We start from the raw sequence: 12,910 nt of genomic DNA on the forward strand, positions 1-12,910 counted from the left end.
GCGAGCATGGCGGGCATGGCTACACATGTGATCACCGGGGCCGGTTCCGGTATCGGCGCGGCCGTCGCCCGCCGCCTTCATGCGCGCGGGGACGAACTCGTGCTGCACGCGCGCGACGCGGGCCGCGCGAAGGAGCTGGCCGCAGAGTTCCCGGGGGCCAAGACCCTCGTCGGCGACCTCGCGGACCCGGACCGACTGTCCTGGGCGTTCTCGCACCAGACGCTGCCCGACCGGATCGACTCGCTCATGCATATCGCGGGCGTCATCGACCTCGGGACGGTCGGCGAGCTGACCCCCAAGACCTGGCGCCACCAGCTGAACGTCAACCTGATCGCGCCCGCCGAGCTGACCCGGCACTTCCTGCCCCAACTCCGCGCCGCCCAAGGGCATGTGATCTTCGTCAACTCCGGTTCCGGTCTCAACGCCGGCCGCGAATGGTCCGCGTACGCCGCCTCCAAACACGGCCTGAAGGCCCTCGCCGACTCCTTGCGCCACGAGGAGCACACGAACGGCGTCCGCGTCACCTCCGTCTACCCGGGCCGTACCGCCAGCCCCATGCAGGCCAAGGTCCACCAGCAGGAGGGCAAGGAGTACGACCCCTCGAAGTGGATCGACCCCGAAACGGTGGCGACGACGATCCTGATGGCCCTCGACCTGCCCCGGGACGCGGAGGTCCACGACCTGACGGTGCGGCCGGGGCGCTGACCGCGGCACGAGGATCCCGTACGGATTCCGTACGCTTCCGGGGTGAGCGACACTTCCCGAGTGAGCGACACCATTTTCCCGGGGGAAGCCCCCCGGACCCCCAGCCAACGCGAGTTCAGGCCCGGCCCCGCGACCGGCATCGGGTCGATGCCGGGCGAGGACGCCCGGGAGGCCGCCAAAACCGTGACCGGCACTTTCGAGGGGCCGGAGACGGGGATGCCGTATCTGGCGGAGCTGCCTGCCCGGGGGCCCGGGGCCGACATGATCGGGCGGACCGCCGGGATGCTGGTCGAGCTGTACGCGCGCGTGGAGCCCAGCGGATGGCGGATCGGGGACCGGCCGGGGCGGGACACCCGGCGGGCCAGGTCGTGGCTCGGCCAGGATCTCGACGCGCTGGAGGAGTTCACGCAGGGATACGAGGGGCCGCTGAAGGTGCAGGCGGTGGGGCCCTGGACGCTCGCGGCGGCGCTGGAGCTGAAGAACGGCGAGGCCGCGCTGTCCGACGCCGGAGCCTGCCGGGATCTCGCCGGATCGCTCGCCGAGGGACTGCGCGCCCACCTCGACGACGTACGTCGGCGGGTGCCCGGCGCCGAGATCGTGCTGCAACTCGACGAGCCCTCGCTCGTCTCCGTGCTGCGCGGCCAGGTGAAGACCGCCAGCGGCTACCGCACCCACCGGGCCGTGGACCGCCAGGTCGCCGAGAGCACGCTGCGGGACGTCGCCGGCGTGCAGGACGGCGGGCCCGTCGTCCTGCACACCTGCGCCCCCGACGTCCCGTTCGCCCTGCTGCGGCGGGCCGGGGTCACCGCGATCTCCTTCGACTTCGGGCTCCTCACCGAGCGTGACGACGACGCGATCGGGGAAGCAGTGGAGGGGGGCACGAAGCTGTTCGCGGGCGTCGTTCCGGGCACGGACGGACCATTGTCAGACCCTGCCGGTAGCGTCATGGGTGTCAGGACGCTGTGGCGCAGGCTGGGGCTGAATCCGGGGCTTCTCGCGGAGTCGGTCACGGTCACTCCGACGTGCGGACTCGCGGGTGCTTCGCCCGAGTACGCACGCCGGGCGCTCGCCCACTGCGTCCAGGCGGCGAGATCCCTCGCGGACAACCCAGAGTAACGGGAGGACGACACGGTGGCCGGCGACAAGGACGCACAGACTGGCTCGACTGCGGGGCCCGTGCCCGCCGAGGCACGGGAGAAGCACGCACAGATCGCGGAGCAGATCGAGGAGCACCGCTTCCGGTACTACGTGAAGGACGCGCCGGTCATCAGCGACGCGGACTTCGACCGGCTGCTGCGCACCCTGGAGGCCCTGGAGGACGAGCATCCCGAGCTGCGCACCCCCGACTCGCCTACCCAGAAGGTCGCGGGGGCGTACGAGACGGACTTCACGGCCGTCCAGCACCGCGAGCGCATGCTGTCGCTGGACAACGCCTTCGACGACGCGGAGCTGGCGGCCTGGGCCGACCGCGTCGCCAAGGAGGTCGGCACCTCCGACCACCACTTCCTGTGCGAGCTGAAGGTGGACGGCCTCGCGGTCAATCTCACCTATGAGCACGGCCGTCTCACCCGCGCGGCGACCCGCGGCGACGGCCGCACGGGCGAGGACATCACGCCGAACGTCCGGACGATCGCCGAGATCCCCGACCGCCTCAGGGGCGACCGCATCCCCGGCCTCGTGGAGATCCGCGGCGAGGTCTACTTCCCGATGGAGAAGTTCCAGGAGCTCAACGCCCGCCTGGTGGAGGCCGGAGACAAGCCCTTCGCCAACCCGCGCAACGCCGCGGCGGGTTCACTGCGCCAGAAGGACCCCCGCGTCAGCGCCACCCGCCCGCTGCACATGGTCGTCCACGGCATCGGCGCCAGAGAGGGCTTCGACGGACTCGACCGGCTCTCAGGGGCCTACGACCTGCTGCGCGAATGGGGCCTGCCGACGACCCCGTACAGCAAGGTGGTCGACGACCTGGATGGCGTACGGGAGTTCATCGCGTACTACGGCGAGCACCGCCACTCCGTGCAGCACGAGATCGACGGCGTCGTCGTGAAGCTCGACGAGATTCCCCTCCAGGGCCGCCTCGGCTCGACCTCGCGCGCCCCGCGCTGGGCGATCGCGTGGAAGTACGCGCCGGAGGAGGTCAACACCAAGCTGGTCAACATCCGTGTGGGCGTGGGCCGTACGGGCCGCGTCACTCCGTACGCGCAGGTGGAGCCGGTCACCGTGGCGGGCTCCGAGGTCGAGTTCGCCACGCTGCACAACCAGGACGTGGTCAAGGCCAAGGGCGTCCTCATCGGCGACACGGTGGTGCTGCGCAAGGCCGGTGACGTCATTCCGGAGATCCTCGGTCCGGTCGCCGATCTGCGCGACGGCAGCGAGCGGGAGTTCGTGATGCCCGCCGAGTGCCCCGAGTGCGGTACGGCGCTGCGGCCGATGAAGGAAGGCGACGTCGACCTGCGCTGCCCCAACGCGCGTACGTGCCCGGCCCAGTTGCGCGAGCGCCTCTTCTACCTCGCGGGACGCAAGGCGCTCGACATCGAGAACTTCGGATACGTCGCCGCCGCCGCGCTGACCAAGCCTCTGGAGCCGGCGGAGCCGCCTCTGAAAGACGAGGGCGACCTCTTCGACCTCACCATCGAGCAGTTGCTGCCCATCAAGGCCTACGTGCTCGACCAGGACAGCGGCCTGCCGAAGCGGGACCCGGAGACCGGTGAGGAGAAGGACGCCTGGATCTTCGCCAACAAGGAGGGCGGGCCGCGGAAGAACGCGCTGGCGATGCTCGAGAACATCGAGGCCGCCAAGCAGCGCCCGCTCGCCCGTATCCTCACCGGCTTGTCGATCCGTCACGTCGGACCGGTCGCGGCTGAGGCACTGGCGCGTGAGTTCCGCTCGATCGACCGTATCGAGCAGGCCACGGAGGAGGAGCTGGCCGGCACCGAGGGAGTCGGCGGGATCATCGCGGCCTCCCTGAAAGAGTGGTTCGCGGTGGACTGGCACCAGGAAATACTGCGTAAGTGGCGGGCCGCCGGTGTCCGGATGGCGGAAGAGAGTTCGGGCGAGGACGAAGGACCGCGCCCGCTCGAAGGGCTCACCGTCGTCGTCACCGGAACGCTCGAACACCACACACGGGACGTCGCGAAAGAGGAACTCCAGAGCCGGGGTGCGAAAGTGACCGGATCGGTTTCGAAGAAGACGTCTTTCGTGGTCGTAGGTGACAATCCTGGATCGAAGTACGACAAGGCGATGCAACTCAAAGTGCCTGTTCTGAACGAGGACGGCTTTGCCGTTCTGCTCGAACAAGGGCCGGAAGCAGCCGCTGAAGTCGCGCTTCCGATCGAGGAGTAGCGATTGAAGGCCATCCGTTCGGCGCATACCAGATGCATACGGATGGCCGGGTCGCATTCGGGCAACGGTAGACGACCGGTGCCCGTAGAAGCCTTCTGCGGCCTACTGTTGAGATGTGCGCCTGCCGTGCCCAGCTGCGGTTGGGGCATCCCCCGCTCGTCAAGAGCGGGGGAAGAGTTTTCAGACGCGGTGCCGTTGAGGGTGTGTCGGGCATCGGGCCGCGTGGCGTGGGCACCGCCGGCTGTGAGAGGGACGGGAATGGAACCGACCGAGAGCGCCGCCCCGGACTCACGGCTGCGCCCGCGCTGGGTGACCGGCGTGCGGAGATGGGGGGCGTCCCTGGGGGCCGCCGGACAGCGAGTCGTGGGCGGGCAGCGCAATGGAGTGGACGGGCAGGAGCCGGGCACGGACCCGCGCGGACAGGGGCGCGGGCAGGGCCAGATGAGCGCCGGCTCCGGGCTCGGGAACCCTGGCACCCGCTCCGAGCTCGGGAACTCCGGGACCCGCCCCGCACTTGGGATGCCGGGCCGGGAGAGCACGGGTTCCGGGCTGGGAACATCCGGCCAGGGAAGCACCGGCTCCGGGCACGGGCTGCCCGGCCATGAATCCGAGCGGCAGACGCACTGGCCCACACTGCCCACCGCGGTCGTCGCGGCGGCCGGGTTCGTGCTGGGCGCGGGCTTCTTCCGGGGGTTCACCGGGCACCAGGCGCTCTTTCCGTCCGGTTCCGTCGGCTGGTCCCTCGCCGTGCTGGTCGGCCTCATCGTCGGCCATCTGCTGGCGCTCGGCCGCGCCCGCTGGTGGGGCAGCACGGGCTCTGGCGCGGCCCTCACGCTCGCCGTCCTGCTGCTGTACGGCTGGGTGCCTGCGGGGATGGTCAGCCTCACCGTCGTCGTGCTCGTCGGCATAGCCCGGCGGCACCGCTGGCGGCAGGGCGTGCTGCAGGGCGCGGTGGACATTCTCGGTATCGGCGGCGGTGCGCTGGTGCTGGCCGTGTTCGGCCGGGTCCCGTCCGTGGAGGAGCCTTGGAACCCGGAGAGCTGGACCGTCTACACCGCGCCCGAGGTGGTGTTGGTGGCAGTCGCGTACCTCGCTGTGACGCGCGCGCTCCTCTGGTACCTCCATGCGCCCCGTGCCGGAGTGCCGACCATCGCCCGCACGGCACTGGTCAGACACGGGCTCGTGGCCGTGGCGCTGCTCGGTATCGCCCCGCTGATCTGCGTCGTCGCCATGTCTCTCCCCGTACTGCTGCCGCTTTTCTCGATCCCTCTCATCGCGCTCGACTTCAGTCTGTGGATAGCCCGCGCCCGGGCCGAGGAACAACTGCGCGACCCGCTCACCGGGCTGCCCAACCGTCAGTGGCTCCTCGAACGCACCTGGACGGCGCTCGAGGACGCCGAGCGGATCGGTGCGCGTTCCGCACTAATGCTGATCGACCTGGATCGTTTCCGGTCCGTGAATGACACGCTGGGGCATCTTGCGGGGGACCGGCTGCTGTTGCAGATCGCGGATCGGCTGCGGCTGGCGTTGCCGCGCGGGGCGGAGGCCGCGCGGCTCGGCGGTGACGAGTTCGCCGTACTGCTGCCGGTGGCCGATTCGACGACGTCCGCGACGCGGGTGGCTCGTAACCTCGTCGGCGCGCTCGGTTCGCCGCTGGATCTCGACGGGCTGACGCTCGTACTGGAGGCCAGCGCCGGGCTCGCCGTCTTCCCCGATCACGCGCTGGACGCGGAGGGCTTGCTGCGGCGGGCGGATGTCGCGATGTACCAGGCGAAGCGGGACCGTACGGGCGTGGAGGTGTACGAGTCCAAGCGGGACTCCAACACCCCTGACCGGCTGGGGCTGTTGGGGGATCTGCGCCGGGCGCTGGATTCCGGGGACGTCGAGTTGCACTACCAGCCGAAGGTCCGCTTCGACGGGCAGGTGGCCGGGCTCGAGGCGCTCGTACGGTGGGTGCATCCCGAGCGCGGGAAGGTGCCGCCGGACGAGTTCATAGCGATCGCCGAGTCGTCCGGGCTGATGCCGCATCTCACGGAATACGTGCTGGAGACGGCGCTCGGGCAGGTGGCCCGGTGGCGGGCCCAGGGGCTTTATGTGCCCGTGGCGGTCAATGTGTCGCCGCGGGATGTGCACACGCCGGGGTTCGCGGGGTCGGTCGCCGCGCGGCTCGCCCGGCACGGAGTCCCGGCGGGGGCCCTGCAGTTGGAGATAACGGAGCATGTGCTGCTCGAGGATCCGCACCGGGCCGCGGCCACGCTGGCCGCGCTGACCGGGCACGGCGTGAAGATGTCGCTCGACGACTTCGGGACCGGATACTCCTCGCTGGTGCACCTGCGCCGGCTGCCCGTGAGCGAGCTGAAGATCGACCGGTCCTTCGTGGCCCGGCTGGCCGTCGACACGGAGGACGCCGAGATCGTCCGCTGCACCGTCGATCTCGCTCATTCGCTGGGGCTTCTCGTCGTCGCCGAAGGGGTGGAGGACGACGAGACGTGGGAGCGGCTCCGGGACCTCGGATGCGACGCGGTTCAGGGGTGGCTGGTCGCCGCGGCGATGCCCGCGGAGGAGACGACCGCCTGGCTCCGGGCCCGCGGGTCCCGGGGGTGGCAGCGGCCTCGGGCCGCGCTGCCCGCGGCTGCGGCGGATGATCCGGGGCGGGTCGTTTAGGGGACCCCTTGGAGGCACGGCGCCCCAGAGTGCGGGTGGGAGAACAGAAACCCGGGCGCAGGCAGTCGTGTGCGCGCCATAGGATTGGGCCAAAGCACACACACTCACCCCTGAGGATCGCTGCATGCCTGGCATCACGCGCGAGGAGGTCGCCCACCTCGCACGGCTGGCGCGTCTGGAGCTGAAGGGCGAAGAGCTCGATCACTTCGCCGGTCAGCTCGACGACATCATCGGCGCGGTCGCCCGCGTCAGCGAGGTCGCCGACCAAGACGTACCGCCGACCTCCCACCCGCTGCCGCTGACGAACGTCATGCGCGCGGACGAGGTCCGTCCGTCGCTCACCCCCGAGCAGGCGCTGTCCGGCGCCCCGGCCCAGGAGCAGCAGCGTTTCAAGGTGCCGCAGATCCTGGGGGAGGAGTAACCCGACATGACGGACAGCAACGTCAACATCATCAAGCTCACCGCCGCCGAGATCGCCCAGAAGATCGCCGCCGGCGAGCTCACGGCCGTGCAGGTCACCGAGGCCCATCTCGCCCGTATCGAGGCCGTCGACGAGAAGGTGCACGCCTTCCTGCACATCGACCGGGAGGGCGCGCTCGCCCAGGCCCGTGCCGTCGACGAGAAGCGGGAGCGAGGGGAGAAGCTCGGCCCCCTCGCTGGCGTACCGCTCGCGCTCAAGGACATCTTCACCACCGAGGGGATTCCGACCACGGTCGGTTCGAAGATCCTCGAGGGCTGGATCCCGCCGTACGACGCGACCGTCACCCAGCGGCTGAAGGCCGCCGACGTCGTCATCCTCGGCAAGACCAACATGGACGAGTTCGCCATGGGGTCCAGCACCGAGAACAGCGCGTTCGGGCCGACCGGCAACCCGTGGGACCTCACCCGCATCCCCGGCGGCTCCGGCGGTGGGTCGTCCGCCGCCCTCGCCTCCTTCCAGGCGCCGCTCGCCATCGGCACCGACACCGGCGGCTCCATCCGCCAGCCCGCGGCCGTCACCGGCACGGTCGGCGTGAAGCCGACGTACGGCGGGGTGTCCCGGTACGGCATGGTGGCGTTCTCGTCCTCCCTCGACCAGGGCGGGCCCTGTGCCCGTACGGTCCTGGACGCGGCCCTCCTCCACGAGGTCATCGCCGGTCACGACCCCCTCGACTCGACCTCCATCGCCGCGCCCGTACCGGCCGTCGTCGAGGCCGCCCGCAATGGATCCGTCGCGGGTATGCGCGTCGGTGTCGTCAAGCAGTTCCGCGGCGAGGGCTATCAGGCCGGTGTCGTGCAGCGCTTCGACGAGTCGGTCTCGCTCCTCAAGGAGCTGGGCGCCGAGATCGTCGAGCTGGACTGCCCGTCCTTCGACCTGGCGCTGTCCGCGTACTACCTGATCGCGCCGTCCGAGTGTTCGTCGAACCTCGCCCGCTTCGATGCCATGCGCTACGGCCTCCGCGTCGGCGACGACGGCACACACTCCGCCGAGGACGTCACCTCCCTCACCCGTGAGGCGGGCTTCGGAGACGAGGTCAAGCGCCGCATCATGCTCGGCACGTACGCCCTGAGCTCCGGCTACTACGACGCGTACTACGGCAGCGCCCAGAAGGTCCGTACGCTCATCACCCGCGACTTCGAGAAGGCCTTCGAGCAGGTCGACGTGATCGTCTCGCCGACGACGCCGACCACCGCCTTCCCGATCGGTGAGCGCGCCGACGACCCGATGGCGATGTATCTCGCGGACCTGTGCACCATCCCGACCAACCTGGCGGGCAACGCCGCCATGTCGCTGCCCTGCGGTCTTGCGCCGGAGGACAACCTCCCGGTCGGTCTGCAGATCATCGCCCCCGCGATGCAGGACGACCGCCTCTACAAGGTGGGCGCCGCGGTCGAGGCCGCCTTCGTGGAAAGGTGGGGACACCCGTTGATCGAGGAGGCTCCGTCGCTGTGAGCAAGGCACTGTCGAAGGCCAAGGGCTTCAAGAAGTCGAAGTCCGGCACGTACCTGTCCATCGCCACGACCGCGTTCGGCGCGATCGGTGTCGCCAAGCAGATCAAGAAGGCCCGCGTCGAGAACGACACACTGCGGCTCGTCGACGCCGTGGTGACCGCCGCCGGCGTCGTCACCGGTCTCGCACTGCTCTACCGCGAGCTGAAGCGGCTGGGCGACGACGACGTCCTGCTGGGCTGAGAGGGAAGTTTCACCGTGACCACCACGACCGACCTGGTGTCGTACGAGGACGCGCTGGCGTCGTACGACCCCGTCATGGGCCTCGAGGTCCATGTCGAACTCGGCACCAAGACCAAGATGTTCTGCGGCTGTTCGACCGAGCTGGGCGCCGAGCCCAACTCGCAGACCTGCCCGACCTGCCTCGGCATGCCCGGCTCGCTCCCGGTCATGAACGCGACCGGTGTCGAGTCCGCGATCAAGATCGGGCTCGCGCTGAACTGCGAGATCGCCGAATGGTGCCGTTTCGCCCGGAAGAACTACTTCTATCCGGACATGCCGAAGAACTTCCAGACCTCCCAGTACGACGAGCCGATCGCCTTCAACGGCTATCTGGACGTCCAGTTGGAGGACGGCGAGGTCTTCCGTGTGGAGATCGAGCGCGCCCACATGGAGGAGGACACCGGCAAGTCCACGCACGTGGGCGGCGCGACGGGCCGTATCCACGGCGCCTCGCACTCCCTCCTCGACTACAACCGCGCCGGCATCCCGCTCATCGAGATCGTCACCAAGCCGATCGAGGGGGCGGGGGAGCGCGCTCCCGAGGTCGCCAAGGCGTACGTCGCCGAACTGCGCGAGCTCATCAAGGCGCTCGGTGTGTCGGAAGCCCGCATGGAGATGGGGCAGATGCGCTGCGACGTGAACCTCTCGCTGCGCCCGAACGGCACCGAGAAGTTCGGCACACGCTCCGAGACGAAGAACGTCAACTCGCTGCGGTCGGTGGAGCGTGCCTGCCGGTACGAGATCCAGCGGCACGCCGCCGTCCTGAACAGCGGTGGCACGATCATCCAGGAGACCCGCCACTTCCACGAGGACACGGGCTCCACGACCTCCGGGCGCGTGAAGGAAGAGGCGGAGGACTACCGCTACTTCCCCGAGCCGGACCTCGTCCCCGTCGCCCCGACCCGCGAATGGGTCGAGGAGCTGCGGGCGGGGCTGCCCGAACTGCCGCGGGTACGCCGCAACCGGCTGCGCGAGGAGTGGGGGATCTCCGAGCACGACATGCAGTCGATCCTGAACGCGGGCGCGGTCGATCTGATCGCCGCCACCATCGAGGCGGGCGCCGACTCGGTCTCGGCCCGCAAGTGGTGGATGGGCGAACTGGCCCGGAACGCCAACGAGTCGGGGCGTCCGATCGACCAACTGCCGATCACGCCCGAGCAGGTGGCCCGGGTGACCTCGCTGGTCAAGGACGGCTCACTCAACGACAAGCTGGCCCGTCAGGTCATCGAAGGCGTTCTCGCGGGCGAAGGCACCCCGGACGAGGTCGTCGAGAAGCGCGGGCTGAAGGTCGTCTCGGACGAGGGCGCCCTCACGGCCGCCGTCGACGAGGCCATCGCGGGCAACCCGGGTGTCGCGGACAAGATCCGCGGCGGCAAGGTGGCCGCGGCGGGCGCCCTCGTGGGCGCGGTCATGAAGGCCACGCGCGGTCAGGCCGACGCGGCGCGCGTCAAGGAACTGATCCTGGAGAAGCTGGGCGTCGAGGGTTGATCCTTCGGGAGCGTGTCTGAACGCCGGTCGGGCTGAAGTCTCCAGCCCGACCGGCGTTCTGGCATTCAGGGATCAGGCACCTCGCCGTCCAGGAAGGGCGGAGCCCAGGTCCCGTACTCCGGACCTTTTGCCTCTCGGCCCGTTCCGGTACTTCCGTCCGTCATCTGCCGTCACTACGGTCCCAGCCGGACTGTCAATGGGTCACTCGCGAACCATTGGTCTCGACTGGGAGGTCGGCCTTGTCATCCTCGTCACCCTCGTCACCGGAGCTCACCCGTAGACGGCTCATGGCCCTCGGCGGCGGCGCGCTCGGCGCCGCCGCCATCGGCTCGTTCCTGCCGCCCTCCCTCCAGGAGGCGCTCGCCCAGGAACCGCCGAGCGGCGGTCTCGAGGCCGTCGAGCATGTGGTGATCCTGATGCAGGAGAACCGTTCCTTCGACCACTACTTCGGTGCCCTGCGCGGCGTCCGCGGCTTCTCCGACCGCAACGCGATCCGTCTGCCCGAGGGGACGTCGGTCTTCGAGCAGCCGGACGCCTCGCGCACCGTCCTGCCGTTCTCCGTCCGCGAGGCCGCCGAGGCGCAGCAGAAGGACCTCCAGTACATCGGGGCGCTCGACCATTCCTGGACCGGCGGCGGCACGGCCTGGAACGACGGGTGGATGAACGGCTGGATCAAGGCCAAGACGCCCGCGACCATGGCGCACTACACCCGCGAGGACCTCCCACTGCACTACGAGCTCGCCGACACCTTCACCGTCTGCGACGCCTACCACTCCTCGATCCACACCTCCACCAGCCCCAACCGCAACCACCTGTGGAGCGGCAAGACGGGCTACGAGGCGAACGGCGACCGGGCCGTCGACAACGACGCGTACGACGAGGGCACCCATCCCGGCTACGACTGGGGCACGTACGCCGAGCGCCTGGAGAAGGCGGGCGTGAGCTGGCAGACGTACACCGAGTGGGAGAACTTCACCGACAACCAGGTCGAGTTCTTCACCACCTTCAAGGCGATCGCCCGCAAGGTCTTGGCCAAGACCGAGTTCACGTACCTGGAGGCCTTCTACGCGAAGGTGCGGGACGCCGCCGACGAGGCCGAGCGTGAGCGGCTGCTGGCCGTCCTGGAGGAGGGCGTCTCCACACTTGGCACCGAGGAGCGGTCGCTGTTCGAGCGCGGGCTGCGCCGGGTGCCCACGGGCAAGCTGGCGGAAGCGTTCGCCAAGGACGTGGCGGGCGGGAAGCTCGCCAAGGTGACGTACCTGGTGCCCTCGGCCGTCGACTCCGAGCACCCCTCCGTGTCCTCGCCCGTCCACAGTGCGACCATCGTCTACAAGGTGCTCGACGCCCTCGCCTCGAACCCCGAGGTCTGGCGGCGTACCGCCGTGTTCATCAACTACGACGAGAACGACGGCTTCTTCGATCACGTTCCCCCGCCCGTTCCGGCCGCCGGGAACGAGGAGGAGTACTTCAAGGGCCTGCCCACCGGGCTCGGGCCGCGCGTCCCGATGCTGGTCGTCTCGCCCTGGACCGTCGGCGGCTTCGTCTGCTCCGAGGTCTTCGACCACACCTCCGTAGTCCGCTTCCTGGAGAAGCTGACCGGTGTGAGCGAGCCCAACATCGGCGCGTGGCGGCGTCAGGTCACCGGCGATCTCACCGGCGCCTTCGACTTCAGCCGCGGCCATCCGCAGCCGGAGGCCGAGCAGCCCGGTGTCATCCCGCCGTTCACCGGGCGCTGGAACCCGCAGCCGCCCGCGCAGCAGTCGATGCCCCGGCAGGAGCCCGGCACCCGCCCGGCGCGCCCGCTGCCGTACCAGCCCGACGCGCACGCGCGCGTGGAGGACGAAAAGGTACGTGTACGGCTGGTCAACGCCGGACGCTCCAGCGCGCACTTCGCGCTCTACCCGTACGCCGGCGAGTTCAAGAAGCCGCAGCACCAGGACGTCGAGCGGGAGGGCGCCTGGGAGGTGCCGGTGCGGGGGACGTCGTACGACTTCACGGTGACCGGGCCGAACGGCTTCCGGCGCGAGTTCGCGGGAGACACGCTCGCGCGTGCCGAGCTCGCCTCCGCCATCGACGCGGGCGCGCGTGCCCTGCGCCTCACGCTCCGCAACACCGGAACCAGGCCGCTGACCTTCACCGTCCGGCAGCTCGGCTACGCCGCCGCGGGCGACCGGAAGGTCACCGTGCAGCCGGGCCGGGCGGTCGCCTTCGCGCACGCCACGCGGGACGCCCACGGCTGGTACGACGTGGAGGTGACCGCGGCCGGGGACGCCTTCCGGAGGCGGCTGATGGGGCACATCGAGAACGGGCGCGCGAGCGTGTCCGGCTGAAGACCGACTGGCTGGACCGACTCGCTAGGACCGACTGCGTCCGGCTGAAACGCGCGAGAGTATCCGGCGGCGATTCGCCGGGTGGGGCGGACGCCGGGAAATGCGAGGGGGTTCACAGAAGCGTGCTGTGAACTCGCTCGCATTTCTGTGAGTAAGTCCACGAAAACGGCTAA

Annotated in this window: 9 protein-coding genes; all 9 read left to right on the forward strand. The window is 69.9% G+C overall.

Features of this window, described 5'->3' with window-relative positions:
* The first annotated feature begins 6 nt into the window (after positions 1–6).
* The 9 genes from G6048_RS10095 to G6048_RS10135 all read left to right on the forward strand — a co-directional run bounded on the left by G6048_RS10095 (position 7) and on the right by G6048_RS10135 (position 12,737).
* Entirely contained in the window at positions 7–705 is a 699-nt protein-coding gene (locus G6048_RS10095; RefSeq protein WP_165339129.1) for an SDR family oxidoreductase, read from the forward strand.
* Between the two features lie 72 nt (positions 706–777).
* Complete coding sequence (locus G6048_RS10100) at positions 778–1,821, forward strand: methionine synthase (RefSeq protein ID WP_328825730.1); 1,044 nt, start codon at positions 778–780, stop codon at positions 1,819–1,821.
* A 15-nt stretch (positions 1,822–1,836) separates the two neighbouring features.
* Positions 1,837–4,044 (forward strand): NAD-dependent DNA ligase LigA, encoded by a 2,208-nt coding sequence (ligA, locus tag G6048_RS10105; protein WP_165339130.1) that lies wholly within the window; start codon positions 1,837–1,839, stop codon positions 4,042–4,044.
* 258 nt (positions 4,045–4,302) lie between these two features.
* Positions 4,303–6,708 (forward strand): putative bifunctional diguanylate cyclase/phosphodiesterase, encoded by a 2,406-nt coding sequence (locus G6048_RS10110; protein ID WP_165339131.1) that lies wholly within the window; start codon positions 4,303–4,305, stop codon positions 6,706–6,708.
* Positions 6,709–6,832: 124 nt separating this feature from the next.
* Complete coding sequence (gene gatC / locus G6048_RS10115; protein ID WP_165339132.1) at positions 6,833–7,129, forward strand: Asp-tRNA(Asn)/Glu-tRNA(Gln) amidotransferase subunit GatC; 297 nt, start codon at positions 6,833–6,835, stop codon at positions 7,127–7,129.
* A gap of 6 nt (positions 7,130–7,135) precedes the next feature.
* On the forward strand, positions 7,136–8,641 hold the full coding sequence (gene gatA, locus G6048_RS10120; protein ID WP_165339133.1) for an Asp-tRNA(Asn)/Glu-tRNA(Gln) amidotransferase subunit GatA: 1,506 nt from the start codon (positions 7,136–7,138) through the stop codon (positions 8,639–8,641).
* A complete protein-coding gene (locus tag G6048_RS10125) occupies positions 8,638–8,880 on the forward strand; it encodes a hypothetical protein (RefSeq protein WP_165256369.1) in 243 nt (80 codons plus the stop codon). Before gatA ends, G6048_RS10125 begins: the two co-directional genes overlap by 4 nt.
* 15 nt (positions 8,881–8,895) lie before the next feature.
* Positions 8,896–10,407 carry an Asp-tRNA(Asn)/Glu-tRNA(Gln) amidotransferase subunit GatB gene (gene gatB / locus G6048_RS10130; protein WP_165339134.1) on the forward strand — a complete coding sequence of 504 codons (1,512 nt, stop codon included), beginning with the start codon at positions 8,896–8,898 and terminating at the stop codon, positions 10,405–10,407.
* Between the two features lie 287 nt (positions 10,408–10,694).
* Entirely contained in the window at positions 10,695–12,737 is a 2,043-nt protein-coding gene (locus tag G6048_RS10135) for a phosphocholine-specific phospholipase C (protein ID WP_165339156.1), read from the forward strand.
* Positions 12,738–12,910 lie beyond the last annotated feature (173 nt).

The sequence above is a fragment of the Streptomyces ureilyticus genome (assembly GCF_011045025.1).
GTDB classification, from domain to species: domain Bacteria; phylum Actinomycetota; class Actinomycetes; order Streptomycetales; family Streptomycetaceae; genus Streptomyces; species Streptomyces ureilyticus.